This is a genomic window from Limnohabitans sp. Rim28 (assembly GCF_000293865.2).
In the GTDB taxonomy this organism is placed as follows: domain Bacteria; phylum Pseudomonadota; class Gammaproteobacteria; order Burkholderiales; family Burkholderiaceae_C; genus Limnohabitans_A.
In genome coordinates this window covers 45,253-69,575 of the sequence record NZ_ALKN02000014.1, presented here as the reverse complement: position 1 = coordinate 69,575, position 24,323 = coordinate 45,253, and the positions used below count along the sequence as shown (strand labels likewise).

Annotated in this window: 26 protein-coding genes, 1 tRNA gene and 1 riboswitch; of the genes, 6 read left to right on the top strand and 21 right to left on the bottom strand. The window is 59.4% G+C overall.

Annotated elements, in window-relative coordinates; all coding sequences use genetic code 11:
• The first annotated feature begins 6 nt into the window (after window positions 1-6).
• Complete coding sequence (locus B472_RS14520) at window positions 7-1,239, top strand: ABC transporter permease (RefSeq protein WP_019425702.1); 1,233 nt, start codon at window positions 7-9, stop codon at window positions 1,237-1,239.
• A complete protein-coding gene (locus B472_RS14515; protein ID WP_026039284.1) occupies window positions 1,232-1,921 on the top strand; it encodes an ABC transporter ATP-binding protein in 690 nt (229 codons plus the stop codon). The genes B472_RS14520 and B472_RS14515 overlap by 8 nt, the downstream gene beginning before the upstream one ends.
• Here B472_RS14515 and B472_RS14510 read toward each other — a convergent pair.
• Both B472_RS14510 and radC read right to left on the bottom strand, forming a co-directional pair.
• Entirely contained in the window at window positions 1,918-2,916 is a 999-nt protein-coding gene (locus tag B472_RS14510; protein WP_019425700.1) for an adenosine kinase, read from the bottom strand. The genes B472_RS14515 and B472_RS14510 overlap by 4 nt on opposite strands.
• A 40-nt stretch (window positions 2,917-2,956) precedes the next feature.
• Window positions 2,957-3,628, bottom strand: coding sequence for a DNA repair protein RadC (gene radC, locus B472_RS14505; protein WP_019425699.1), 672 nt, complete (start codon window positions 3,626-3,628; stop codon window positions 2,957-2,959).
• 130 nt (window positions 3,629-3,758) lie between these two features.
• Here radC and B472_RS14500 point away from each other — a divergent pair, with 130 nt between their 5' ends.
• From B472_RS14500 to B472_RS14485, 4 genes are all read left to right on the top strand, one after another.
• The gene (locus tag B472_RS14500; RefSeq protein WP_019425698.1) at window positions 3,759-4,202 is read left to right on the top strand and encodes a peptidylprolyl isomerase; all 444 of its coding nucleotides are present in this window, start codon (window positions 3,759-3,761) and stop codon (window positions 4,200-4,202) included.
• Window positions 4,202-5,149: a 4-hydroxy-3-methylbut-2-enyl diphosphate reductase gene (ispH, locus tag B472_RS14495; RefSeq protein ID WP_019425697.1), complete on the top strand. Its 948-nt coding sequence runs from the start codon at window positions 4,202-4,204 to the stop codon at window positions 5,147-5,149. The genes B472_RS14500 and ispH overlap by 1 nt, the downstream gene beginning before the upstream one ends.
• A 22-nt stretch (window positions 5,150-5,171) precedes the next feature.
• The gene (gene serS, locus B472_RS14490; RefSeq protein WP_019425696.1) at window positions 5,172-6,479 is read left to right on the top strand and encodes a serine--tRNA ligase; all 1,308 of its coding nucleotides are present in this window, start codon (window positions 5,172-5,174) and stop codon (window positions 6,477-6,479) included.
• Between the two features lie 34 nt (window positions 6,480-6,513).
• Window positions 6,514-6,603: transfer RNA gene (locus B472_RS14485), tRNA-Ser, on the top strand.
• Window positions 6,604-6,955: 352 nt separating this feature from the next.
• Here the strand turns inward: B472_RS14485 and B472_RS14480 are convergent.
• The 19 genes from B472_RS14480 to B472_RS16990 all read right to left on the bottom strand — a co-directional run bounded on the left by B472_RS14480 (window position 6,956) and on the right by B472_RS16990 (window position 24,279).
• Window positions 6,956-7,504 carry a histidine phosphatase family protein gene (locus B472_RS14480; protein WP_026039283.1) on the bottom strand — a complete coding sequence of 183 codons (549 nt, stop codon included), beginning with the start codon at window positions 7,502-7,504 and terminating at the stop codon, window positions 6,956-6,958.
• Between the two features lie 20 nt (window positions 7,505-7,524).
• Window positions 7,525-8,388, bottom strand: a complete 864-nt coding sequence (locus B472_RS14475) for an adenosylcobinamide-GDP ribazoletransferase (RefSeq protein WP_019425694.1) — start codon at window positions 8,386-8,388, stop codon at window positions 7,525-7,527.
• Window positions 8,385-9,467: a nicotinate-nucleotide--dimethylbenzimidazole phosphoribosyltransferase gene (cobT, locus tag B472_RS14470; protein WP_026039282.1), complete on the bottom strand. Its 1,083-nt coding sequence runs from the start codon at window positions 9,465-9,467 to the stop codon at window positions 8,385-8,387. The genes B472_RS14475 and cobT overlap by 4 nt, the downstream gene beginning before the upstream one ends.
• Before the next feature lie 32 nt (window positions 9,468-9,499).
• Window positions 9,500-10,996: a cobyric acid synthase gene (locus tag B472_RS14465; protein ID WP_026039281.1), complete on the bottom strand. Its 1,497-nt coding sequence runs from the start codon at window positions 10,994-10,996 to the stop codon at window positions 9,500-9,502.
• Entirely contained in the window at window positions 10,993-12,051 is a 1,059-nt protein-coding gene (locus B472_RS14460) for an aminotransferase class I/II-fold pyridoxal phosphate-dependent enzyme (RefSeq protein WP_019425691.1), read from the bottom strand. Before B472_RS14460 ends, B472_RS14465 begins: the two co-directional genes overlap by 4 nt.
• Complete coding sequence (cbiB, locus tag B472_RS14455) at window positions 12,048-13,064, bottom strand: adenosylcobinamide-phosphate synthase CbiB (protein WP_050995411.1); 1,017 nt, start codon at window positions 13,062-13,064, stop codon at window positions 12,048-12,050. Before cbiB ends, B472_RS14460 begins: the two co-directional genes overlap by 4 nt.
• Before the next feature lie 43 nt (window positions 13,065-13,107).
• The gene (locus B472_RS14450) at window positions 13,108-13,482 is read right to left on the bottom strand and encodes a ferredoxin (protein WP_019425689.1); all 375 of its coding nucleotides are present in this window, start codon (window positions 13,480-13,482) and stop codon (window positions 13,108-13,110) included.
• 81 nt (window positions 13,483-13,563) lie between these two features.
• Window positions 13,564-14,133 carry a cob(I)yrinic acid a,c-diamide adenosyltransferase gene (cobO, locus tag B472_RS14445; protein WP_019425688.1) on the bottom strand — a complete coding sequence of 190 codons (570 nt, stop codon included), beginning with the start codon at window positions 14,131-14,133 and terminating at the stop codon, window positions 13,564-13,566.
• Between the two features lie 28 nt (window positions 14,134-14,161).
• Window positions 14,162-14,944, bottom strand: coding sequence for an ABC transporter ATP-binding protein (locus B472_RS14440; protein WP_026039280.1), 783 nt, complete (start codon window positions 14,942-14,944; stop codon window positions 14,162-14,164).
• Between the two features lies 1 nt (window position 14,945).
• The gene (locus B472_RS14435) at window positions 14,946-16,016 is read right to left on the bottom strand and encodes an iron ABC transporter permease (protein WP_019425686.1); all 1,071 of its coding nucleotides are present in this window, start codon (window positions 16,014-16,016) and stop codon (window positions 14,946-14,948) included.
• The gene (locus B472_RS14430; RefSeq protein ID WP_019425685.1) at window positions 16,013-16,897 is read right to left on the bottom strand and encodes an ABC transporter substrate-binding protein; all 885 of its coding nucleotides are present in this window, start codon (window positions 16,895-16,897) and stop codon (window positions 16,013-16,015) included. Before B472_RS14430 ends, B472_RS14435 begins: the two co-directional genes overlap by 4 nt.
• Entirely contained in the window at window positions 16,894-17,475 is a 582-nt protein-coding gene (locus B472_RS14425) for a bifunctional adenosylcobinamide kinase/adenosylcobinamide-phosphate guanylyltransferase (protein WP_026039277.1), read from the bottom strand. The genes B472_RS14430 and B472_RS14425 overlap by 4 nt, the downstream gene beginning before the upstream one ends.
• Window positions 17,468-18,286 carry an ABC transporter substrate-binding protein gene (locus tag B472_RS14420; protein ID WP_026039276.1) on the bottom strand — a complete coding sequence of 273 codons (819 nt, stop codon included), beginning with the start codon at window positions 18,284-18,286 and terminating at the stop codon, window positions 17,468-17,470. Before B472_RS14420 ends, B472_RS14425 begins: the two co-directional genes overlap by 8 nt.
• A gap of 4 nt (window positions 18,287-18,290) precedes the next feature.
• Window positions 18,291-19,619, bottom strand: coding sequence for a cobyrinate a,c-diamide synthase (locus B472_RS14415; RefSeq protein WP_019425682.1), 1,329 nt, complete (start codon window positions 19,617-19,619; stop codon window positions 18,291-18,293).
• Window positions 19,620-19,646: 27 nt separating this feature from the next.
• A complete protein-coding gene (locus B472_RS14410; protein WP_019425681.1) occupies window positions 19,647-21,485 on the bottom strand; it encodes a TonB-dependent receptor domain-containing protein in 1,839 nt (612 codons plus the stop codon).
• A gap of 78 nt (window positions 21,486-21,563) precedes the next feature.
• A riboswitch (cobalamin riboswitch) is annotated at window positions 21,564-21,800 on the bottom strand.
• A 110-nt stretch (window positions 21,801-21,910) separates the two neighbouring features.
• Window positions 21,911-22,309, bottom strand: a complete 399-nt coding sequence (locus tag B472_RS14405; RefSeq protein ID WP_019425679.1) for a hypothetical protein — start codon at window positions 22,307-22,309, stop codon at window positions 21,911-21,913.
• Window positions 22,306-23,649, bottom strand: a complete 1,344-nt coding sequence (locus tag B472_RS14400; RefSeq protein ID WP_019425678.1) for a recombinase family protein — start codon at window positions 23,647-23,649, stop codon at window positions 22,306-22,308. The genes B472_RS14405 and B472_RS14400 overlap by 4 nt, the downstream gene beginning before the upstream one ends.
• Complete coding sequence (locus B472_RS14395) at window positions 23,649-24,092, bottom strand: DUF2924 domain-containing protein (RefSeq protein ID WP_019425677.1); 444 nt, start codon at window positions 24,090-24,092, stop codon at window positions 23,649-23,651. Before B472_RS14395 ends, B472_RS14400 begins: the two co-directional genes overlap by 1 nt.
• Window positions 24,085-24,279, bottom strand: a complete 195-nt coding sequence (locus B472_RS16990) for a hypothetical protein (protein WP_133176108.1) — start codon at window positions 24,277-24,279, stop codon at window positions 24,085-24,087. The genes B472_RS14395 and B472_RS16990 overlap by 8 nt, the downstream gene beginning before the upstream one ends.
• Window positions 24,280-24,323: the final 44 nt, after the last annotated feature.

Genomic DNA, 24,323 nt, shown 5'->3' with positions numbered 1-24,323 from the left:
CGCAGCATGTTCAAGCCTTGGGTGCCGTTTGAATGGATTGTGGCCATCCGCTTTTTGCGCCAAGGTCGTTTGCAAACGGTGTTCATTGTGGTCGGCGTGGCCATTGGGGTGGGCGTGATCGTGTTCATGTCGGCGCTGATGGCGGGCTTGCAGGGCAACTTCATCGCGCGGGTTTTGTCGGGGCAGGCGCACATTCAGCTTTTGCCGCCCAAAGAGGTCACGCGCACTTTGCACAAGGTCGAGCCTGGCGAGGTGGATGCATCCATCGTGCAACCGCCACTGCAAAGGCTCAAATCGATGGACCAATGGCAATCCTTGCTCACCATGGTGCGCGACATGCCCGAGGTGGCCGTGGCATCGCCTGTGGTCGGTGGCTCGGCGCTGGCGGTGCGCGGCAGTGCCAGCCGGGCCATCAGCCTGACCGGGGTGGAGCCCGAGGGCTATTTCCAGATCGTCAAGTTGCCCGAAAAAATGGTGCGCGGTGCCCCGCGCTTGACAGGCCAAGACATGTTGATCGGCACCGACCTGGCCAACGATCTGGGCGTGGATGTGGGCGACAAGCTGCGCGTGGCCAATGCCGCAGGCGAGGCCACCAGCTTGACCATCAGCGGCGTGTTTGACCTGGGCAACAAAGGGGCCAACCAGCGCATCACATTTGTGACGCTGCGCACGGCGCAAAGTTTGCTGGGCTTGTTGGGAGGGGTGACCAGCATTGAAGTCACGGTGCGTGATGTGTATGCCGCCGAGCGCATGGCCCAGCGCATACAGGCCGAGACCGGGGTGCAGGCCGACAGCTGGATCAAAACCGGCGCGCAGTTTTTTGCGGCGGTGAGTGCGCAAAGCACAGCCAACACCGCGATCCGGTTTTTTGTGGGCTTGTCGGTGGCCTTTGGCATTGCCAGTGTGTTGGTGGTGTCGGTGGTGCAAAATTCGCGCGAGATCGGGATCATGCGGGCCATGGGCATTTCGCGTGGTCAGGTGCTGCGCGTGTTTTTGTTGCAAGGCGGCTTGCTGGGCTGGGGGGGGGCGGTGCTGGGCTGTGTGGTGGGCGCTTTGGGACTGGTGCTGTGGCAGCACCTGGCCTTGAACGCCGATGGCACGGCGCTGTTTCCATTGGTGCTGGACCCGGTGCTGTTTGTGGTGGCTCTGGGGCTGGCCACGTTGACCGGCTTGATCGCGGCCTATGCACCGGCCTTGCGTGCGGCCCGTTTGGATCCGGTGGAGGCGATCCATGGCTAGGTCGGATGTGGTGGTGGGCCTGCAGGGTGTGCACAAGGCCTTCAACGTGGGCACCGGCATCGAGACCGAGGTGCTGCACGGCATTGACTTGACGCTCCACCGGGGCGACTTTTGTGCGGTGATGGGGCCATCAGGCTCGGGCAAGAGCACCTTGCTCAACATCATCGGTTTGCTGGACCGGCCCACCTCGGGCTTGCTGCAGATGGCGGGCGAAGAAACCACACGGCTGGCCGATCAGGCCTTGACGCGCTTGCGGGGGCACCACATTGGTTTTGTGTTCCAGTACCACCACCTGATCTCGGCCTTTACCGCACTTGAGAACGTGATGTTGCCCATGCTGGGTGCGGCGGGTTTTCCAAACCCCGAGATGCGCGAGCGGGCCGAGGCCTTGCTGGAGAACGTGGGCCTGACGCCCTGGAAAAACAACATGGCCAACAACATGAGTGGCGGGCAGCAGCAGCGCGTGTCTTTGGCGCGGGCCTTGGCCATGAACCCGGCTTTGCTGCTGGCCGATGAACCCACGGGCAACTTGGACACCCAAAGTGCCGATGCGGTATTTGGGCTGCTGCGGCGCATCAACCAAGAGCAGGGCACCACCGTGCTGCTGGTGACGCACAACCCACAGCTGGGCCAGCGCTGTGACAAGACCATCCACGTGGTGGACGGCCTGATCCAGACTTAGGCTTTGGCCGCTTCTGCGGCAATCCTTTGCAGCTGCGCGGCTGTCAGTCGGTTGCCGTGCTGGCTGACCACCGCAGCGGCTGCGCGGTTGGCCAATGCGGCCGCTTGCGCCGGGCTTTGGCCGTGGGTGATGCCATACAAAAAGGCACCGGCAAACATGTCGCCTGCGCCGTTGGTGTCCACCGCTTGGGTGGGCACGGCAGGCACTTCGATGCGTTGCTGGCCTTGCACGACGATGCAGCCCTTGGGGCCACGCGTCAGGCAGACGGTTTTGGCCAGCGCCGAGAGCTGGCCAATGATGGCGTCCAGGTCGGTGCTGCCGCACCAGGTTTGGGCTTCTTCTTCGTTGGCAAACAAATAGTCCAAGCCGTCGCCGATCATGGCTTCCAAGCCTGCACGGCAGAAGTTGATCATGCTCACATCGCTGAGGGTCAGCGCCGTTGCCACTGCGTGCTCGATGGCCAGTTGCCGACCTTTGACCGCAGCTGCCAAGCCTGTAGGTGACGCGGCCAGGTAGCCTTCCATGTAATAGATGTTTGACTTAGCGATGTCTTGTGGGTGCAAGGCCGTGGCGTCCAGTTGGGATGTCGCGCCCAAAAAGGTGCACATGCTGCGCTCAGCGTCGGGCGTGACCAGCACCATGCAGCTGCCCGTTTGGCCCTCTTGGGGGCGGGTGTGGGTCAGGTTGGTGGCCACGCCGTTGGTTTGCAGGTCTTGCGTGTAGTAGGCGCCCAGCTCATCGTCGGCCACACGGCATGAGTAAAAAGCCTTGCCGCCCAATTGGGCCAGTGCCACCACGGTATTGCCAGCCGAGCCGCCACCGGTGCGCCGGGCGTGCAGACCTTGCACGTGCGTCAGCAGTTCGGCGCGTTGGGGCGTGTCGATCAGGGTCATGTGGCGCTTGCTCACCCCCATTGTGCTGAGCAGTGCATCGGAAACTTCGTATTCGGTATCGACCAAGGCGTTGCCAATGGCATAGAGGTGGTAGTGGGACATGGCGAGCTTGAAAAGGAAAAGCCCCGAGTTTAGCGGTCACTCACATCAAGCCCTGCTCCGCCATGGACAAGACCTGTCCTTGGCCCACGATGATGTGGTCGAGCACGCGCACATCCACCAACGCCAAAGAGGCTTTGAGGGTTTGGGTCAGGTGCTCGTCGGCCCGGCTGGGTTGCACCGAGCCGCTGGGGTGGTTGTGCGAGAGCACCACCGCGGCGGCCTGGTGGTGCAAGGCGCGCAGAACCACTTCACGAGGGTAAACGCTGGTTTGGCTGAGCGTGCCGCGAAAAAGCTCCTCCATGGCCAGCATGCGGTTCTGACTGTCCAGAAACAGCACGGCAAAGACCTCGTGGTTTTTGTGGGCCAACTGCAGCTGGAGGTATTGTTTGACCGCGCCCGGCGTGTGAAAAGCCTCGCGTTCTTTGAGGCGCTGGCTGAGCGCCCGGCGCGCCATCTCGAACACAGCCAGCAACTCGGCCTGTTTGGCGGGTCCCAATCCCTTCACCATCTTGAGCGAATGCACCGATGCATGGAGCAGGCCGGCGATGCCGTCTGGCCCCAGCAGTTCTTCGGCCAGCTGGAACACGTTTTTGCCCGCCATGCCGGTGCGCAGCAAGATGGCCAAAAGCTCCACGTCGCTCAGGGCCTGCGGGCCTCGGGCAAGCAGTTTTTCGCGCGGCCGCGCGTCGACCGGCAAGTCTTTCATGCGCATGCTTTGCCCCTCCCTGGAGCGGCCTTCGGTCCTGCTTATCCCCTTGACGGGGACAGCTTGGCCGGGCTTTTTACAATAGTGGCTTCTTTATGCCTGTTTGGCCGCATGAGCGGCATTCCAGAAAACCCTTATGTCCATTGTCGAACCCGCCTCTTTCTTGACGCTTCACTACCGCCTGGCAGGGCCACAGGGGGACATCATCAACACGTTCAACGAAAAGCCCGCCACCATGTCGCTGGGTTCTGGCACCTTGTCGCCTGCCTTGGAGCAGCGTTTGCTGGGCCTGGCCGAGGGCACGCGGGTGGTGATGGAGATTCCGGCGGGGGAGGCTTTTGGCGAGCGAATCGCTGACATGCAGCAGTGGGTGGCGCGCAAGCTGCTCAGTGAATTGGGCGATCCGACCGAAAAATACGCAGCCGGCGATGTGGTGCAATTTCCTACACCCGATGGCTTGGGCTCTTATGCGGGAACCGTTTTGCAAGTGAACGAAGAGGGCGCGGTTTTGTTTGACTTTAACCACCCCTTGGCCGGTCAGCCTGTGACCTTTGAAGTTGAACTGATTGGAGTGCTGTGATGACCTCTGAAGTGCTTTTGGCCGAGCCACGCGGTTTTTGCGCCGGCGTGGACCGTGCGATCGACATCGTCGAGCACGCCCTCACCAAGTTCGGTCGCCCGATTTATGTGCGCCACGAGATCGTGCACAACACCTACGTGGTGGATGATTTGAAAAAAAAGGGCGCCATCTTCATCGAAGAACTGGCCGATGTCCCGCCCGGCGCGACCTTGATTTTCAGCGCGCATGGCGTGAGCCGAGCGATCCAAGATGAAGCCGAGCGACGCGGCTTCCGGATTTTTGACGCCACCTGCCCACTGGTGAGCAAGGTGCATGTGGAGCTGGCCAAGCTGCACAAAGAGGGTTATGAATTCATCATGATCGGGCACAAAGGCCATCCCGAGGTGGAAGGCACCATGGGCCAGCTCGACAGCGGTATTCATCTGGTGGAAGACGTGCAAGACGTGGCCAAGGTGCAGCCCAGCCAGACCGAGTTGCTGGCGGTGGTCACGCAAACCACACTCAGCGTGGACGATGCGGCTGAGATTGTGGCGGCGGTCAAAGCGCGCTTTCCGCAGGTGCGTGAGCCCAAGCAACAAGACATTTGCTATGCCACCCAAAACCGACAAGACGCCGTCAAACTGATGACCCCGCTGGTCGACGTCGTGATCGTGGTGGGCAGCCCCACCAGCTCCAACAGCAACCGCTTGCGCGAGCTGGCCGACCGCTTGGGTACGCCCGCCTACATGGTGGACACGGCGGCCGATTTGCAGGAAGCCTGGTTTACCGGGGCGCAAAAAGTGGGCCTGACCGCAGGTGCATCGGCCCCAGATGTGCTGGTGCAAGAGGTGATTGCGCGATTGCGCACCCTGGGTGCGGTGTCTGTGCGCACGCTGGACGGCATTCAAGAAACCATCAAGTTTCCGATGCCCAAGGGTTTGAAGCTGGATGGCGCTGAGAACCCATAACCCGGCTCACTACAATCCCCCCATGCTTGATATTGTTCTTCTCCGCAAAGATCTGGACGCTGCCGTTGCGCGTTTGCAGACCCGTAAAAATCCTCAACCCTTTTTGAATGTTGAGCTGTTTCGCGCTTTGGAGGGCGAGCGCAAAACGCTTCAAACCCGCACCGAAGAGCTGCAAAGCCAGCGCAACAGCCTGTCCAAGCAAATTGGCATGCTCAAGGGCAAGGGCCAGCACGCCGAGGCCGATGCCGTGATGGCGCAAGTGGGGGCGATCAAGGCAGAGCTCGATGCTTCGGCCCAGCGCTTGGAAGTGATCCAGGCCGAGCTGCAAGACCTGCTTCTCGCAGTGCCCAATTTGCCGCACGAATCAGTGCCTGTGGGTGAGGACGAAGAAGGCAACGTGGAAGTGCGCCGGTGGGGCACTGTGCGCAGCTTTGATTTCGAGCTCAAAGACCATGTGGACATCGGCGAGAAGCTGGGCCTGGACTTTGAGACCGGCACCAAGCTGACCGGTTCGCGCTTCACCTTCATGCGCGGCCCCGTGGCGCGTTTGCACAGGGCTTTGGCACAGTTCATGTTGGATGTGCAGACCTCAGAGCACGGCTACACCGAGTGCTACACACCCTACATCGTGAACGCCGATACGCTGCGCGGTACGGGCCAGTTGCCCAAGTTCGAGGCCGATTTGTTTGCAGCCAACAAAGGCGGCCAAGAGGGTGAAGAAAGCCAAGCGCTTTACCTGATCCCCACCTCAGAAGTGACGCTCACCAATGTGGTTCGCGACGAGGTCTTGGCTGAGGCCGATTTGCCGATCAAGCTCACGGCTCACACCCCTTGCTTTCGTTCGGAGGCGGGCAGTGGCGGACGCGATGTGCGCGGCCTGATTCGCCAACACCAGTTTGACAAAGTCGAGATGGTGCAGATCGTGCACCCCGAACACAGCTACGAAGCGCTCGAAGCCATGACGGGTCATGCGGAAGCCATTTTGCAAAAGCTGGGCTTGCCTTACCGCGTGATGAGCCTGTGCACCGGTGACATGGGCTTTGGCGCGAGCAAGACCTATGACCTGGAAGTCTGGGTGCCTGCGCAAAACACCTACCGCGAGATCAGCTCCGTGTCCAACTGCGAGGCCTTTCAGGCGCGCCGTTTGCAGGCACGCTTCAAAAACGCGCAGGGCAAAAACGAGTTGGTGCACACCTTGAATGGCTCTGGCTTGGCCGTGGGCCGTGCGCTGGTGGCCGTGCTCGAGAACTGCCAAAACGCCGATGGCTCGGTCACGGTGCCCGAGGTGTTGAGGCCCTATATGGGCGGCTTGGAGACGCTGTCGGCCTGATAGAATACCAGCTTCGACAAACGAAACCGAACCCGGAGAGGTGGCAGAGTGGTCGAATGTACCTGACTCGAAATCAGGCGTAGTGGCAACACTACCGAGGGTTCGAATCCCTCCCTCTCCGCCAGTACAAAGACCTCAAACCTGCTCAGCAGGCCTTGAGGCAGCCTCAGGCCCCGCACCACGCGGGGCTTTTTGCTTTGAGCTCCTGACTGCGACCTGCCGCAGCAGCCTGGGAAAGTCGTCTCAAACCCCTTTTGTCTCAAAACCTCATGACTTTTTCGGACTTGGTTCCGAGCCATGAATTTGCGGATGAAGGCAAAACAGGCTTTGAACCAAGCTGAATGAAATTTCGTTGTTCAGACCGTGCAAAGCATCAAAATAAAAGAGGAAATCGGCAAGTAGTTACGGGTAGCAGGGCCATCGTAAGGCGCGTTTCAAAAGGCAAAATTTCAGGCCAACCTTGCCACTTAGCTGGTTTAAATATCAATGCGCCACCACTCTCCATAGCTGGGCGCATCCTTAGGCCATTGGCTGGCGCTGCTAACGCTTCGGAACCCTTGTGACAGCAAGCGCACGGCGCGCGCCACTCCGGCATGGGTAATCCACACCTGGGGTGCATCAGGATGTTGCCGCGCGGCATCCCACAGGTCTGTAACCCGGGCCAATACCTGGTTAGCGCTTTCCACACCGCCAAAGCGGTGTGCGCCGAAATCATCGGTCCAGGCTTGCATGGCTGCCAGGGGAATCGCGTCCCAGGCCACGCCCTCCCATGTGCCGAAGTCCATTTCTCTCAAGCGCGTGTCAGTCTGCGTATTCAATTCAGGCCGTATGTCTGACAGAGCATCGGCCAGTTGCATGCAACGCCGCAAGGGCGACACCCAAACGTTGCAATTTAGTGGCAGCGCTTGCGCCAATGCATGGGCAACTAGCAAGGTGTGTTGTGTATCCGCCGCTACATCCAACGCGCCGTAACAGACGCCACTGGCGATCAGCGGCTTGGCGTGTCTGACTATCCACAGCGCCATAGTGCTTTTGCCGCCGGCGCTTAATGGCCGCTACCTAAAGCCAGCGTGCAGCCCAGGTAAAACGCAATTTCACACACCTGTTGCGTGGTACCCAGGCAGTCGCCCGTAAAGCCTTGCAAACGCCGGGCAAACAAACGTAACAAATAAACAAAGATCAATGCGCTGGCAAGACTACCGAAGGCCAAGACTTTCAGCACGGGCAGCACTTGCGTAATTGCCAGCGTTAGCGGATCGGATCCGGTTAACACAGCCGCTGCGATGCAGGTACTCAAGGCGAGTGCACCTGCACACCAGAACAAAGCGACGGCCAAACTGCTTGTGCTGATTTGATCGGCCAAAGGCTTGGACTTGGATCCCGCTTCGTCGCCCACATGTGGCAGCCATCTAATTATGAGCAATGGCCAGGTGCGCGAAATCACATGACCAGCCATCAAAGCAAAACACATCCAAACCAGGCCGACCGCACCGAGCAAGGCCAGCAGCGCCACTTTGTTAAGCAAAATCAACACCACGGCAATCGCGCCGAAAGCGCCGACGCGCGAGTCTTTCATGATGATGAGCGCACGCTCACGGTCATAGCTGCCGCCCAAGCCGTCGGCCACATCAGCCAGACCGTCTTCATGAAAAGCGCCGGTCAGCCACACGCTCCACGTCGTGCCCAGCGCTGCCGCTGCCAAGGGTGCGTAAGTAGCGGGCAAGTAATGCATCAGCGCCGCCGTCAACAGCACCACCAAGCCACCGACCACCACGCCGACCGCCGGGAAGTACGCAGCACTGGCGCGCAACATGGCCTGGCTGAATCCCACCCAATCGGCCAGCCTACCGGTGACCGGAATGCGGGTGAAAAATTGCAGCGCCAGCAGGAAATGGCGCAAGGCTTTCATGCGACGACAGGTGTGGATTTTTCAGACACGCCGGCCGAGGCAAAGCTGGCCATCTCGCGAAGAATGGCGCAGGCAGACTGCAACAGCGGCCAGGCCAGCGCTGCGCCAGACCCTTCGCCTAGGCGCAAGCCCAGATCCAACAAGGCATGCACGCCTAAGTGTTGCAACATGAATTCATGACCGCGCTCGCCCGAGCGGTGCGCAAACACGCAGCGCTGCAAGACCAGCGGCTGCAACGCATGCGCCACCAGCACCGCCGCACTGGCAATGAAACCGTCCACCACAATCACCCGTCGCTGAACTGCCGCTTGCAATATCGCGCCGGTCATGGTGGCTATCTCCAGCCCGCCGAACGAGGCCAGTGCGTCCAAGGGCTGCGTCGCATCTGCATGCAGCGCCAACACCTGGCGCAAGACCTCGCATTTGCGCGCCACGGCCGCCGCATCCAAGCCAGTGCCCGCGCCGGTACACAATGCTATATCCAGCCCCGCCAAACGCGCCAACAACAAAGAAGCGGCCGAGGTGTTACCAATGCCCATTTCACCCAGCAGCAATGCATTGCCAGGTATGTCGCGCACCAGTTCCATGCCGTTGCGTATGGCTTGTTCGCATTGCGATGGCGTCATCGCCACGCCTTGCGAAGAATCCGCCGTGCCGTGCTCTGCGCCCGCCACTTTGCGCACCAGCAAACCCGGGCGTGGTGTGCCCGCAGGCAGACCCGCTAAAAAATCGCGGTTGACTCCGCAATCGACCACCGTCAAAGCTAAGCCGTGTTGACGCGCCAGTACGCTGACCGCTGCGCCGCCGGCCAAAAAGTTTTCAACCATCTGCCAGCTCACATCCGCAGGAAAGGCTGATATGCCTTGCGCTGTGAGCCCGTGGTCGGCGGCAAACACCACCATTTGCGGATGTTCCAGCACGGGTTTATCTGTGCCCAGAATTTCGCCGATTTGTACCGCTAGTGCTTCGAGGCGACCAAGCGAGCCCGGTGGCTTGGTTTTGTTGTCTATGGCATCCTGCAATACGCTGTTCAATGCTTGGTCGTGCAGATTTCTGAGGGTAGGTTGGGTTGTATTCATAGGGCGGAAATTTTCCAGTAGGGTAGAAGAAATCAACAAATCAGGGCATCCAACACGCCGGGCTCAAAGTGCACTTGCACATAGTCTGCCAGACCCTCGAACACGCTATCCAGCGTTGGCACCGGCTGCGCGCGGCCCGCGCCGAACAAAGCTTGCACGGCAGCGGCGTCCTCAAACAAACCGTGCACATACACACCCAAGACATTACCCTGCGCGTTGTACCAGCCTAGGCCATCGGGCAAGGCAGCGTGCGCCACGATACCGGCCTGCGCCATGTCTGCGTGCTGCTGCGTCTGGCCGTTGTGGATTTCATAGCCCGCTACCGTGACACCGGCCAGCGGCGCGAACGTTGATGTAGTGCAAGCTGCCAGAGCATCTGAAAAACAGGCCTGCGTATGCCGCACGATTTTGTTGGTTTCAAACACTGTGACTAGAGGCAGTAGACCCAAGCCAGGCGCGTTGCCGTCAATGCCGTGCGGGTCAATCAAAGCTTCGCCCAGCATTTGCAGACCGCCGCAAATACCTAGCACCGCTCCGCCCTGTTGTGCATGCTGTGCAATTGCAGTATCTAGGCCTTGCGCGCGCAACCAGGCCAAGTCGCCGCTGGTGTGCTTGGAGCCGGGCAGGATGATCCAATCAATGGGCTTCAAACCGACCAGGTCTGCCGGGCTGCGTACCCATTGCAAGCGCAAACCTGGAATATTTTTTAATGGTTGAAATTCGTCAAGGTTGCTGATGCGCGGATAGGCGATGACAGCTATCGTCGTTCGTACCGCACCGCTGGCGATACTGCGCTCGTCAAACACGCCGTCCTCCTCCGGCAAGCCGTGCTGCCACCACATCGGCAAAGTCGCCACCGTGGGCACACCAGTCAGGTCTTGCAACATCTGCGGTGCAGGCGATAGCAATAAAGCATCACCACGAAACTTGTTCAATACAAAGCCACGCAGCAGTGCGCGCTCATGGGTCGGCAACAAAGCCCAGGTACCGTACAGATGCGCAAACGCGCCGCCTTTGTCGATGTCGGTCACCAGCAGGCAGGCCGCATTCGCGTGCAAAGCGATGCGCATATTGACGATGTCGCTGCTGGACAAATTGATTTCAGCAGGCGAACCTGCGCCTTCGATGACCACTACATCGTGGTCGGCTATCAATTCGTCGAGCGCAGCTGCAATCCGCGGCCACACATGATTGCTGCGCTCGCGCCAAGGCATGTGCGTCAACACCTCGTCCACATGTCCGAGCATGACCACCTGGCTGTGCTTATCGCGCTCGGGCTTTAAGAGTAACGGGTTCATGCGCACATCTGGAAAAGCATGCGCGGCCAGTGCTTGAAAGTATTGTGCGCTGCCAATCTCGCCCTGACCGTTACTGGAAGCCACCACCCGTGCGTTGTTGCTCATGTTCTGCGCTTTGAATGGTGCGACCTTTAGCCCTTGGCGTGCGTAGTAGCGGCACAAGGCGGTGGTCAGCCAGCTTTTACCTGCGCCGCTGGTAGTGCCCAGCACCATGACACAACGCGCGCTCACACCCCATCCTTTTGTTGCACTTTGCCCACTTGCAAGTAACGCTGCAACTGGGCGAACAACGCATCCTGCGCTAATGGCGGCAACACCGCAAGCCGGAAAAAGCCTGGCAAGCCCAGGGACGAGGCGTCACGTAATTTGATGCCTGCTGCGCGCAGCGCCGGCAGATCTATATCTGTAAGCGAACGGGCACAGAAAAAATTGGCCAGACTGGGCAAACAATCCCAGTTTAATTCTTTCAGGGCCATCAACTGGCGTTGCTTCCAGGCTTGAAGCAAACTGCGGCTTTGCGTCAGCCATGCCTGGGTATCGGTTTGCACCCAGTTCTGCAACATGGCCACACCGTGCGCGCCTAAAGGCCAGGAAGGTGCGAGCGCTCGCAGCGACTGCACCTCTGCGTCTGCGTTCAGTGGTGCAATCGCATACGCAGCACGCACGCCTGTCAAGCCTAGCGCCTTATTAGGGGTCCACAAACACCAGACCCTGTCACGCTGCGCATTGGTCAGGGAAGACTGACCTTGTAATTGTAATGGCGCATACGCGCAATCGAGCACCAGTTGCGCAGCAGGTGGCTGCGGCGTACTGTGCGGCTGATGCAACCAGGCTGGCCAGTCAGTATGTGACTGACCCAGCGGGCTCGACGGCTCACACGCCCACAGCAGCTGCGCCGCCTGCGGGTCCTGCACCTGACGCAAACCCCATGCCTGCGCGGCATAGGCATAGTCGCCATACGCGCAAGCAGGCAGCCAGACCTGGGCAATTTCGCCCCGTGCGCTTGCCCTTTGCGCCGCGAGCGCGCTGATACGGAAGATGAACTCGCTGGCACTGGCCGCCAGCACAATGCGCCGGACATCCACCGCATGAAAGTCTGCCAGCGCCTGGCGCAAGTCGCGGTAATCCGGGTCCGGATAGTGCGTAGTGTCGGCCTGTTGCACATCGTGCAAGCTTTGCGGGCAGGGGCCGCAAGCGTTGCTGTTGGTGGAGAAATCAAAGCGTGCAACACCTAAGGCATCGGCACCACCGTGCACGCGCATGACCTTTTCGCCTTGCATGGTCATGGCAAGCCCTTCAGCATGCCTACCAAGGTAAACATCACCAGGCCCGCCACGCCCATCAGCAACGCCCGGCCCGCCAGCCGGATGGCGCGCTCGGTGTCCGCCGCTTGGGGCTCGCGGCCTGGCGCATTCAGGACATAGACCTGTGGCTTGCTCAGACTGCAACCCAGCGCCATCGCCATCGCAGCCATGGGCCAGCCGCTGTTGGGTGACGGTGTACGGGCCGCGTCGCGGTACAACTGCGCGAAGGACACACCTGCCGCAGCCAGCGCCAGCAGCAAGGCGGTGATACGCGCCGGCAGCCAGCTGAGCACATCGTCTGCGCGTGCTGCCCACTTTCCGGCCCATTGCCAGTTGCGTTCACGGTACATACCAGGGTAGCCCCACATGGCATCGGCCGTATTGGCAAAGCGGTACATCAGCGCACCGGGAAGGCCCAGTACGACAAACCAAAATATCGGTGCTACCACGGAGTCGTTCAGGTTTTCCGCCAGCGACTCAATGACGCTTTCTCTTACCTGTACCTCGCTAAAATCGGTCACATCCCGGCTGACCAGAAAACGCAATCGCTCCCGGCCCCGCGCCAGTGAGCCATCGGGCAAGCCACTGAGGGCAAGTTCTACGGCCTGCGTCTCGGTGCGCAACATAGCCCAAGCCAATGCCGGTTTGAGCACCAGACCCAGCAGCAGCGCAGCCAGCAGCAGGCCCGCCCAGCTTAACGGCTCCAGCCATGCCAACACGCTTTGTTCGATGGCATACGCCGCAGCACCCACCAGCAAAATACCCCATAACCATGCCAGTGCGCCGAGGGCGAATGCGGGTAAGTCGGCCGGTTCGTTTTCGATAGCCGCACCACCAGCGGCTAAAGTCTGGCGGCTCAGGGATTGCACCTGCTCGCCGGCCCAGGTAAGGTAATTGCCCATCCACACCACCGGGTGAAAGCGCACCGGCGGCTCGCCGAGAAAATGGTCTATCGCCAGCGCCGCCAGCAATGCCAGCACAGGCAGACACAGCATGGCCGCATCGGGCGTGGAAATGAATGTGGTCAAACCCACAGACTCATCCAGCACTGCCGCGCTGCGCGGAATCACTAGCCTCAGGGCTCTGGTGAAAAACCAACTCCTGCACCGCTTGGTCACCCACAAGATGCTCGGCAATGATGAGATCTAAATTGGCCGGTGTCACGTTGTAGTACCAGATGCCCTGCGGCTGCACACACATCACTGGGCCGCCTTTGCAAGCCCCAAAACAGTTGACGCTGTTGAATTTGGTTCGCTCCGGCCCCTCGTGTATGCCGGCCGCCTTGAGCTTGGTCCATAAGCTGTCATACAACGCCTGTCCTGCCCCCTCCTCCCCGCAGCGTTGGCCGGTGCACAGCAGCACATGGTGTTTGTAGGGGCTGATGGTGGGTTTGGGGGGTGAATCAATCGTCATAAGCTAAATTTTTTTTCTGAGAAAGTCCATGCGCTGGGACGCACCAGTGCATGGAAAGGGTGCAAGGTGAATGGGGCGCATTCAATCCTCAATCCCACGCTGCGCCGGGATGCCCGCTTGGAATGCATGCTTGACCATGGTCATCTCGGTCACGGTGTCTGCCAGGGCTATGATTTCCGGGGGGCAGCGGCGTCCGGTCAACACCACATGCAAATGGCTGGGGCGGCTGCGCAAGGTGTCCAGCACATCGTCCAGGGGCATCCAGCCGTAAATTAACGGGTAGGTGATTTCGTCCAGCGTGACCATGAAGTACTCACCGCTTTGGATGGCCGCTTTGGCCTTTTGCCAGCCATCGCGCGCCAATTGCGCGCTGTGTTCCAGGTCCTGGCTTTTCCAGCTAAAGCCGTCGCCCAGGCCTTCGATGGGGATGCCCAGTTGTTCAAACATGCGGTGTTCGCCAAAGCGTGCCGAAGGCACTTTCATGAACTGAAAAATCTTCACCTTCTTGGCGCGTCCGTGGGCGCGCAAAGCCAGGCCAAAAGCCGAAGTACTTTTGCCCTTGCCGTCGCCGGTGTTGACAATAATGAGGCCGCGCCGCTCGCCCTCGGATTTTTCATAGGGCTTTTCGGTGGGGGGCGTTTCTATTTGCATAAGGTTAGCACTTCCTAAAGGATAAGAATCAGATTTTGGACGGTATGGCCACCCATTGACCGGCCAAGGCATGGATGGCCAATCGATGGTCGAACACCTGCTCCACGGCGCGGTGGGTTTGCGCATCAGCGCAGGGGCCGTGGTGGGTCATGCGGCCTTGCGCCATCACCACTATGGTGTCGGCATGCAAGGCCATGGAAATCTCGTGCAAGACGCTCACCACCGTGCAACCCTGGGCGACAAGGGCCCGCACCAGTTGCAACCAATCGGCTTGGTGCGGCGGGTCCAGGTTGGCCAGCGGTTCGTCCATCAGCAATACCTGCGCTTGCACCGCTAGCGCCCGCGCCAAAAGCACACGCTGGCGCTCACCCGCCGAGAGCTGACCCAGCGCACGCTCGCGCCACTCCCAGGCATGGGTGGCGCGCAAGGCCTGCTCGACTGCCGCATGGTCTATGGGGTTAGAGGCGCCCAACCAAGACTGGTGCGGCAGGCGGCCCAGCATGGCGACGTCCCAAACTTTGAGGTCATCGCCCGTGCTTTCGTTTTGCCCTAACCAGGCCATTTGCAATGCGCGGGTGCGCACTGGCAGGCTGTGCAAGGGCTGGCCTAGCAACTCAACATGGCCAGCAGCCGGCAATAAGCCGGCCAGTGCTTTGAGCAGGGTGGACTTGCCCGCGCCATTAGGGCCGACGATGCTGGTCCACTGACCGGCTGCAATAGCCAAGTCCAGGCCATGCAGCACCGGCCTACCCATCAGGCTGACCTGTAATTTCTGCGCCTTCAGCGCGGTTGTAACATTAGGACCCGGCATATCAAGCAGCCCCTTTTGCCAGCGTACTGCGGTGCATCAGCCAGAGCAAATACGCACCACCAAGTACCGCAGTCACCACGCCCACGGGTAACTCCTGGGGCGCAATCAGCCAGCGCGCCAGCACGTCAGCGGCCATGAGTAAGACCGCGCCCATCAAACTGGCCAGCACAATCAACCAGCGGTGACCCGTGCTCAAGACCGAGCGCACCAAATGCGGTGCGGCCAGGCCGACAAAGGCAATCAAACCGGTTTGCGCAACCGCAGTTCCGGTGGCGATAGCCAGCACGACGATCAGCACCATGCGAATTGAGGCGACCGGCAGGCCCAGACTGCGTGCCGTAGTCTCACCCAAACTGAGCCCGTCCAGGACCCGCCCGAGCGCGCACGCAATGGCGACGCCCAGCAACCAGACCACGCCCATCAGGCCGCACGCAGCCCAACCTGCAAAGGCGGTCGAGCCCAACATAAACGATTGCATAGCCTGCAAGGATTCGGGCGAGAATAACAAGACCAACTGGGTAGCCGCCCCCAGCACCACGCCGACCACCACACCCGCGAGCAACAAACGCAAAGTGTGTTGCACACCACGCGACAAGATCAGCGTGAGCAGCACCGCCAGCACCGCACCTACAAAGGCCGCACCAGTCAATCCCAGTCGTACCAGCAGGCTGCCCGAGTAGACGCTGAAGGTGGCGCCGGCGCTCATCACGGTACCACCCAACATACCCGAAGCGCCGCCCATGGCCAGCAGTGCCAGTGCTACGGCCAGCGCTGCGCCCGAGGCGCTGCCCAGCAAATACGGATCAGCCAGCGGGTTACGAAACAAGCCTTGCGCCACCGCACCGGCCAAGCCAAGCAAAGCCCCAGCAGTCCATGCGCCGATGGTACGAGGCAAGCGGATGTCCAACACGATTTGCGCGGCCAGTGCGCTTTGATCCGGGTCAATTTGAGGATGTAACAAAGGCCGGAGCAAATCCTCAAAACCAGCGCTACCCACGCACACGCCAAGCAGCATCAGCGCTGCGCTCAGCAGCAGCAAGACCACAGCCAGACGCAGCGCAGCTACGTTCATCGCTGCACCTTGCGAGGGCCCGAGCCCGGCGACTTTTCGTTGACGCACGCTGCCATCAAGCGCGCAGCCTCGGCCATGCGCGGGCCGGGGCGCACCAGCACATTGGACTGCGCGGGTGAAAACGCGCACACGCGTTGTTCACGTACGGCGCGCATGGCAGGCCAGCCCGGGCGCTGCAACATGGCCTCGGCGCTACTGTCACCTACCATGATGAGATCCGGGTTGGCGCGCACTATGAATTCAGGGTTGATCTTGGGGAAGGGGCCGAGCTTGGCAGGGATGATGTTTTTTGCGCCCAGGCGGGACAGGGTCTCGCCGATGAAAGAGTTCTCGCCCGCGCCATAGGGGGCGGGGTTGACTTCAAAATACACCCGCGTGCCGAGCGCCGAAGACGGTAGCGATTGGGCGGCGGCCGATACGCCGGCATCGATGGCGCGCCAGATTTTGTCGACATCGGGAGCTTCCAGCAACTGACCAAGTTTGCGCAAGACGCGTTGCACATCGGCATGGGTTTTGGGCTCCAGCGCCACCACGTTCAAACCCAGTGCGCGCAAACGCTCACCCGCACGAGACGAAGCCGCCATGATTACCACGTCGGGCTTGAGCACCACAATCGCTTCGATATTCGGATCGAGCCCGCCGCCAAGTTGGGGCAGGTTTTGCAGACTGGCGGGAAAGTTTGAATAGCGGTCCACACCCACTAGGCGCTGGCAATAGCCGAGTTCGCAAATCGACTCGGTTAAGGACGGCAAGAGGCTGACGATACGTTGCGGCGGATGCGGCAAGGTGGTGCGAAAACCGCGGTCGTCGACGACTTCCACCGCTTGCGCTGCAAACGATTGCAACAGGACGAGCAGCAAATAAAAGTAATAGCGTTTCATGGAGCGGCTTTCAAAGTTAGGGGCAAGCCGGCCGCCATCAAGGTGACACGCGCACACGCCTGGGCCACGCGCTGGTTGAGCCGGCCCAGTGCATCCACAAAAGCGCGCACTTCAGCGCCCATGGGAATCACGCCCATGCCAATTTCATTGCCCACCAAGACCACCGGGCCTGTGGCTATGGCAATCGCCTCTGTCAAGGCAAATACTTGGCTTTCGACATCAAATTGCGCGCCTGCTTGCGGGTGCATGGGCATCATGCCGTTGGTCAGCCACAAGGTCAGGCAATCGACTACCAACAGCACATCGGGACGACTGTGCACGGCCAGAGTCTGCGCCAAGGCCAGGGGCTCTTCAATGGTTCGCATGCCCGGCACACGCTGCGCGCGGTCGGCCTGATGGCGGCCGATGCGCGCGCGCATTTCCTCGTCCCAGGGCTGGGCTGTGGCGATCAATACGGCGCTATGGTCTGTTGACAGGCCAAGCCACTGCTGCGCGAGTAATTCGGCGTGCCGCGACTTACCGCTCTTTTGACCGCCGAGGATGAATTCGCTGCGCGCGATAGTCAGTGCTTTATGCATACACACGCGCCCAGTCCATGATGATGCGATGCAAATGCGCCAAACCATCGGTCAGCGATGCCGGGCCGGGTTGCAATATGTCGGGCGACTTGATTTCAAATAACTGCTGGTGTTGTACCGCTTTGACGTTTTGCCAACCATCACGCGCCGTGACTTTTTCGGGGCGAAATTTTTTTCCGCACCAGGAGCCAATGATGATGTCAGGGTCGCGCCGTACGATCTCACTGCTATCGGCAATGATTCGGTTTTTACCCAGGGACTGCTGCGCCAACTCGGGGAAACAATCATCGCCACCGGCAATCCCCATGAGTTCGGAAACCCAGCGGATGGCGCTGATAGGCGGTTCGTCCCATTCTTCAAAATACACACGCGGTCTGCGTGGCAAGGCTGCAGCGGCAAGCGCCACTGCCTGCATCTGCGCCTGCATGGCGGCGATGCGCTCCATGGCCTGCTGCGCTTGGCCGACCATGGCACCCACCTGGTAAAGCATGGACAAAATCTCGGCCACGCTACGCTGGTTAAAAATCGTCACTTGCACGCCTTGGCGGATCAGGGTCGATGCGATATCGGCCTGCAAGTCCGAAAAACCCAACACGCAATCGGGCTGCAAGGCCAGTATTTGGTCGATCTTCGCGCTGGTAAACGCGCTGATGCGAGGCTTCTCTTGTCGTGCACGCGCGGGTCGCACGGTGTAGCCGGAAATGCCCACAATGCGATATTCCTGACCGAGCAGGTACAACCACTCGGTGGTCTCTTCGGTCATACAAATAATGCGCTGCGGACCAATAGGGTAGTCAAAGCCAGTTGTCATAGCTCTAGGCTCCTTGGCCGATAAATAGCGCTGCGGTAGCTACCGGGTTGGAGGGAAACCAAGCATGGAAATAACTGGCTTGTACCGAGCCACGGTAATACAAGGCTTCGCCCGCGTCGGGCTTGGGCTCCTGGCCGGGACGTGCGGTACGCTGGCGCACCGCCGCAGTGCTGTCGCAAGTGGAGTAATGAAAAGTATGGCCGCGCAAAAGTCCGGCGGGCGTAAGCAATTGATGCGGGCCTAAGGCGGCCAGGCGTTTTTGCATGTGCACTGTGCCTGGCAACAATCCCCATTGCGCGTGGCTTTGGCCGTCGGCATCGATCAGCGTTTCAAATAAAACCATCATGCCGCCACATTCGGCCCAGACAGGTTTGTTATGGGCAATATGTTGCGCCAGGCTAGCGCGCAGAGCATGGTTGGCACCCAGCACGTTCGCATGCAACTCCGGGTAACCGCCGGGCAGCCAAACAGCATCACAGGCCGGCAAAGCGCTGTCTTTCAAGGGAGAGAAGAACACCAGTTCTGCGCCCAACTCCTGCAAGCAATTTAGATTGGCCCGGTAAATAAAACAAAACGCGGCATCGCGCGCCACGGCAATTGTGAGGCCTTGCAAAAGTTTGCCCGGGCTTGAGGCAGGCTGCGGCCCGGCGGGCAAGCGTAAAGCCCAGTGCGCCATGTCTTGCGGCAGCATGCGTCCCAAAGGCGTCGCTGCCAGCGCGTCAGCAGCGGCGTCCAAGCGCGCCATGGCATCGCCTACTTCACCGGGCACCGTCAAGCCCAGGTGACGCTCTGGCAAAGTAAACGTGTCATTGCGCATCAAAGCACCCAGCCAGTCGGCCGGTGCACGCATACTGTTTTTCAGCATCGCGGCATGGCCTTCGCTGGCCACGCGGTTGGCCAATACACCGGCCCAGGGCATGGCCGGGCGATAGTGTTGCAATCCCCATGCGAGCGCGCCAAAGGTGCCGGCCATGGCGCCTGCATCGATGACCGCCAGCACATGCAGGCCAAAGCGCTCGGCCAGATCAGCCGCGCTGGGTTCGCCGTCAAACAACCCCATGACGCCTTCGACGATGATCAGATCTGACTCCGACGCAGCCTGTGCCAAGCGTGCGCGGCAGTCATCGGCACCAGTCATCCACAAATCGAGTTGGTAGACCGGCTGGCCGCTGGCCAGCGAATGCCAGTAAGGGTCCAGAAAATCAGGCCCGCACTTGAACACCCGCACCTTGCGCCCCTGGCGCGCATGCAATCGCGCCAAGGCCGACACGACCGTCGTCTTTCCCTGGCCGGAGGCCGGGGCAGCGACGAGGATGGCGGGGCAACCCGTCATGTCAGACATTTAGAGTCTCGGTCATCTTCACTGCGGTGCCCACCGCACCCCCATGTAAAAAGTACGCCCAGGAGTCGTGTAGGTATTAGCCAACTGGTAGTTCTTGTCCGTAAGATTGTTGACACGCGCAAGAAGCGTCCAGTCTTTGCTAATGGGAGTGCTGGCGTACAGGTTGATCAAGCTGTAGCCGCCCAAGCGCCTTGTGTTGGCGGCATTGTCATAGCGATAACCACTGAACTGGGCTTCGGTACCCACGGTCCAAGCGGCAACACGGGTGTCGGCACCAAACGTTCCGTACTGGCGCGCACGGCGTGCTAATAAATTACCATTTGCCAGATTACGGGGGTCTTGCAGATCTAGCGAACCATGAAAGTTTACTGTTCCAAGTTGTTGGCGGCCTGAGAACGTTAAACCCGTGTACTCAGCTTGCGCCGTGTTGGTGTAGCAACCGAGACTTGAAGCACAAGGTCCTGCCGTTCCAAAGCTGATCAGGTTACTGACCAGATTGCGGTAGGCCACTAAACTGAATCTACTGGTGCCCTGGGCATAACGCAGGCCGAGCTCAAGATTCCGGCTGGTTTCTGGCTGCAAAGTTGACACGCCGTACTCGCTAAAAAGCTGATAAAGCGTAGGTGCACGAAAAGCTGTGCCAGCCGAGGCGGTTACGCGCCACTGCGGCGAGAGAGCAAAGCCGTAGGCGGCACTGCCAGTCGTGTAACCACCAAAGGCGCTGTCCTGGTCGCCTCGAAGGTTTAGCTGTATCGTGTGATTCCGGTTAGTCCAACCGTAGCCGAAAGCTAACGCATCCTGCGAGCGAATGGCATTGATTGGAGCATTATTCAGGTGGTCTTCTCTTCGCTCGAGAGTTGCTGTCAGCAGATGCTTGCCCATCTGGAACTTGTTATGAAATAGGTAGCTGCGCAGATTGGTCTCGGTCAGGTAGTAAGAGGGGGTGGTTTCGTAGCGGTCACGCGAATCGGTGACGCTAAGTCGCGAACTGAACGTATCGCTCCATTGCGACAGCCAGTTCACCCCGACAGTAGTCAACTTGAGGCGACTGCGGTCGTCTACCGGCTTTGCAAGGTTATAGCCGAAGGCATCGTACTGTGAGTTAACGTTACTCGTCAGTGCCGTAAGTTCGACACGCTGAGCTTTGCTGACCTGCAAACCAAGCCTAGCGTTAGCTGATTTACTGTGGTAGCCGTCATTGTCTGGATTGTGAGGTGTACCCGACCGGGAGTCAAAGCCAGTACTGGTTTCACTGGATAACCCAAGCGAGTAGTCAATAGCTTCGCTTGAACCGCTGAGTGCCGCATCAACCTTTTTTGTGTTGTAAGTACCGATTCCAACGCCGATCGAGGGCGTTAATGCACCATCACCCTTGCGGGTAAACAGCTGAATCACGCCGCCGATCGCATCAGAGCCATACACCGCAGCGGCCGGGCCGCGCAGCACCTCAATACGGTCAATTTGGGCCAACGGAATCGTCTGCCAGCTTGCGCCGCCGGTGGACTGCGAATCAACCCGCACGCCATCGATAAAAACCGCTGTGTAGCGCGACTCCGCACCACGCAAGAACACGCTGGTTGGAGAGCCAACGTTACCGGGGCGGCTGATTTGAATACCGGGCGCGCCGGCTAGGATATCCGCTACGCCAACCGCTCCGCTGCGTTGGATGGTTGCACGGTCAATGATCGTTACATCGGCCACCAAGTCGGCCAACGGCTGCGGCACACGGGTCGCCGTCACCACAATTGGGCTAAGTGTGGGGACGTCTACAGGCGTTGATTGCGCATAGACGGCCGGAACTGACAGGGGGGCGTGGATAAGCGCGGCCAAGAGCCGGCGTGAGTGAAGTTTTCGCATATGAATCAACCCGAAACAAAGGCCCTTACCGGCATCCCCGCCAGTACATGAGCGTTACAGCAGCGCGCTTTTAAAAAGACGCACCACCACATTGTTGGCCGGTATCCGGGCTGGTGGCACGACTTCCATCGCCTTCCCAAGCGCTTGTTCAAGGCACTCAGTGGCTGTGATGGAAGCGGAATCCCTGCGGATTCGTCCACTTACCGTTGCGGGGGCAGCGCAGGTTAAGTTGGCTTTGAGTGACCTTCTCTCCTGCTTCCCGTTGAACTGCGCTATGTGAACCACAGCGCGAGCACCAACTTGTCGATAGTAAACGAAAAAGCACTTCGAATCAAACCAACAGGTAAAGTGAATTGGAAACTACCCAGAGATTCATTTGGTTCGGATTTGCGTTGGTGCGTAAGAAATGAAGGCTGTTTTCGCTTCTACTTTGGCTGCAAAAATATCTTCTCCTGCATAGACCACTCCATTGGAAACGGCTCCATCAGATCTTTCATCGTTAGTTGCGCCGGGTACTTCCCGTCTAGGATGGCTTCAATGACTGTGGGTGACAGATAGGCCAGGCGCAGTATTCTGCTGACAAACGATGGACTGATGTTCTCTGACTTGGCCATGTCTTCAATTGAAGCGTGGGTACCGTCAAATAGTTTCCGGTGCCAGCGGTGGCCGCGAGCCAGCAGTTTGACCATGGCGTTATCAATCAGCGCCTCGCGCCGCTCGATCGCCCGAGAACCGTCGGGCATTACGATCACCGCCTTGCCCCCACGCCTGCGAAAAGTCATCGGAATCTCGGTGGTGAATCCCGCTTCGGTATCGGTGCTCATGCAGCCTCCAATTCTTTTTGTGGCTCAAGCGTGTCGCGCAACAGCTTGTTCAAGCCCTTGTCGTGCCATTTGATTGATATGCCGTCCTTGCGCACAGTGATGCGTTCAACCAGGGTATGCAGAACTTTGGCCTGCTCCGCAGGGAAGAGTTCGTCCCAGACCGCGTCGACAGACTGCAATGCGCTAATTGCTTTTGTCTCTTCAACCTTGGGCCGCTGCGCATTGACCTCACGCACTGCGTGGGCCAGCACCTCTGGTGAGCGCAGGATGCCGCGCATCTTTTCAACAACCACCTGTTCAATCTCACCGGCGGGGATGCGGCAGATGTCGCAGCTTTCTTTGCCGATCTTGATCGAGTCGGTGTTGATGTAGTAGCGGTAGGTCTTGTGCTGCTTGCGCGTCCAGCCAGGCGTGAAGGCCCGTCCTTGCTCAGAAAAAATAATTCCGCGCAGTAGAGAGGGCGCGCTGCCCCTACCCGCCAGCCTCGCCTTATTCATAGGGGTGCCGTTTTTCAGGTGCATCTGCACCGTATCCCAAAGCTCTTGCGTGATGATGCCGTCATGTTCACCAGGGAAGTGCTGACCCTTGTAGGCCGCAATGCCAATGTAGACCGGGTTGCTGAAAATCTTGTAGACAAGGCCTTTGGTGATCAATTTGCCTTCGCGGACAACGCCCTTGGCTGTTGTCCAGGATTTGGAGGTGACACCGCGCTTGCGCAGGTCTTTGACAATGGTGGCCATCGAGGGCGTTGCGGCAAAGCGAGCAAAAATCTCCTGAACAATGGCTGCTTCTTTGGGGTTGGGCACCAGTTTTCGCTCAACCACGTCATAGCCCAAAGCGGGCATCCCACCCATCCAGATGCCACGCTTGCGTGAGGCCGCAATCTTGTCGCGCACCCGTTCACCGGACAACTCACGTTCAAACTGCGCAAAGGACAGCAGGATGTTGAGCGTCAACCGTCCCATAGAGGTGGTGGTATTGAAGGACTGGGTGACCGAAACAAAGGTCACCTTGTGCTGATCAAACAGCTCGACCAGCTTTGCAAAGTCGGCAAGCGACCGTGATAAACGATCAATCTTGTAAACCACGATGGTGTTCACCAGACCCTTCCGGACGTCTTCGAGCAGACGCTTGATGGCCGGGCGCTCGAGGGTTCCTCCTGAGAAACCGCCGTCGTCGTAACGATCCTTGAGCGTTACCCAGCCTTCAGATTTTTGGCTGGCAATGTAATTAGCGCAGGCATCGTGTTGGGCGTCCAGTGAGTTGAAGTTTTGGTCCAAGCCTTCTTCTGTGGACTTGCGCGTGTAGATCGCGCACAGGACTTTAGGGGTGGTAGCCATTAGACGCTCCTTCCAGAAGACAAACCAAAAAAGGTCCAACCGTTTCGGTTGGTGCCTGTAATCACCATGGCGATGCGTGAAATGGACTTGTAGCGTTGACCCGCGTATTCGAAATCGTCAACGTGCACCACCACCTCGTGGCGCTCACCATCCCATTCCCGAATCAGGCGCGTTCCGCAGATGGGCCTGCCATCAACCCTGCGGCGGCGGACATCGGCTTTGCCACCATCGAGTTGTTCGCCAAGCTTCTCCAGGCGCTTGACGGTCTCGCGGCGTAGGCCCCCAAGGGCCAGCTCCTGAATCCGGTATGCCAGACGCGTTTCAAGGAAGCGCCGGTTAAACGGTGGTGGTTCGGTCTGAAACATTTCTCGCCACATTTGCTTGAGGTCAGGTGTGGGCGAGGTTTTAAGGGCTGCAACGCGTGCAACAAGTGAGTCATTCATGGGTGTTGTCCTTGGTAGTCAAAACACCTGCATGAACGCTCTCTTCGGTACGGTTAGCAAGTTGAGCTTCGCGTTTTTGGCGGTCCAGAAGGCGAATAGCGCCCTGGGCCAGGATTGCGCCGATGACGGCCATCGGGCTTGGCTCGGCGCGAGGGGTTGGTGGTGGGGTGCGATTTGGGGCGGTCATGTAGGTTCATACCGCCGCAGGGGGTTTTTTTCTCAGGGCAGTGC

Bases quoted from the DNA above. Each gene is read 5' to 3' on its own strand.
- B472_RS14415 (WP_019425682.1), bottom strand. From the start codon at position 19,619: ATGACGGGTTGCCCCGCCATCCTCGTCGCTGCCCCGGCCTCCGGCCAG.
- B472_RS14405 (WP_019425679.1), bottom strand. From the start codon at position 22,309: ATGAGCACCGATACCGAAGCGGGATTCACCACCGAGATTCCGATGACT.
- B472_RS16990 (WP_133176108.1), bottom strand. From the start codon at position 24,279: ATGACCGCCCCAAATCGCACCCCACCACCAACCCCTCGCGCCGAGCCA.
- B472_RS14475 (WP_019425694.1), bottom strand. From the start codon at position 8,388: ATGAAAGCCTTGCGCCATTTCCTGCTGGCGCTGCAATTTTTCACCCGC.
- B472_RS14425 (WP_026039277.1), bottom strand. From the start codon at position 17,475: ATGCATAAAGCACTGACTATCGCGCGCAGCGAATTCATCCTCGGCGGT.
- cobT (WP_026039282.1), bottom strand. From the start codon at position 9,467: ATGAATACAACCCAACCTACCCTCAGAAATCTGCACGACCAAGCATTG.
- B472_RS14430 (WP_019425685.1), bottom strand. From the start codon at position 16,897: ATGAAACGCTATTACTTTTATTTGCTGCTCGTCCTGTTGCAATCGTTT.
- radC (WP_019425699.1), bottom strand. From the start codon at position 3,628: ATGCGCATGAAAGACTTGCCGGTCGACGCGCGGCCGCGCGAAAAACTG.
- B472_RS14500 (WP_019425698.1), top strand. From the start codon at position 3,759: ATGTCCATTGTCGAACCCGCCTCTTTCTTGACGCTTCACTACCGCCTG.
- B472_RS14410 (WP_019425681.1), bottom strand. From the start codon at position 21,485: ATGCGAAAACTTCACTCACGCCGGCTCTTGGCCGCGCTTATCCACGCC.
- B472_RS14420 (WP_026039276.1), bottom strand. From the start codon at position 18,286: ATGACAACTGGCTTTGACTACCCTATTGGTCCGCAGCGCATTATTTGT.
- B472_RS14450 (WP_019425689.1), bottom strand. From the start codon at position 13,482: ATGACGATTGATTCACCCCCCAAACCCACCATCAGCCCCTACAAACAC.
- B472_RS14480 (WP_026039283.1), bottom strand. From the start codon at position 7,504: ATGGCGCTGTGGATAGTCAGACACGCCAAGCCGCTGATCGCCAGTGGC.
- B472_RS14510 (WP_019425700.1), bottom strand. From the start codon at position 2,916: ATGTCCCACTACCACCTCTATGCCATTGGCAACGCCTTGGTCGATACC.
- cobO (WP_019425688.1), bottom strand. From the start codon at position 14,133: ATGCAAATAGAAACGCCCCCCACCGAAAAGCCCTATGAAAAATCCGAG.
- B472_RS14515 (WP_026039284.1), top strand. From the start codon at position 1,232: ATGGCTAGGTCGGATGTGGTGGTGGGCCTGCAGGGTGTGCACAAGGCC.
- B472_RS14520 (WP_019425702.1), top strand. From the start codon at position 7: ATGTTCAAGCCTTGGGTGCCGTTTGAATGGATTGTGGCCATCCGCTTT.
- B472_RS14395 (WP_019425677.1), bottom strand. From the start codon at position 24,092: ATGAATGACTCACTTGTTGCACGCGTTGCAGCCCTTAAAACCTCGCCC.
- serS (WP_019425696.1), top strand. From the start codon at position 5,172: ATGCTTGATATTGTTCTTCTCCGCAAAGATCTGGACGCTGCCGTTGCG.
- cbiB (WP_050995411.1), bottom strand. From the start codon at position 13,064: ATGCTGTGTCTGCCTGTGCTGGCATTGCTGGCGGCGCTGGCGATAGAC.
- ispH (WP_019425697.1), top strand. From the start codon at position 4,202: ATGACCTCTGAAGTGCTTTTGGCCGAGCCACGCGGTTTTTGCGCCGGC.
- B472_RS14460 (WP_019425691.1), bottom strand. From the start codon at position 12,051: ATGACCATGCAAGGCGAAAAGGTCATGCGCGTGCACGGTGGTGCCGAT.
- B472_RS14440 (WP_026039280.1), bottom strand. From the start codon at position 14,944: ATGCCGGGTCCTAATGTTACAACCGCGCTGAAGGCGCAGAAATTACAG.
- B472_RS14400 (WP_019425678.1), bottom strand. From the start codon at position 23,649: ATGGCTACCACCCCTAAAGTCCTGTGCGCGATCTACACGCGCAAGTCC.
- B472_RS14435 (WP_019425686.1), bottom strand. From the start codon at position 16,016: ATGAACGTAGCTGCGCTGCGTCTGGCTGTGGTCTTGCTGCTGCTGAGC.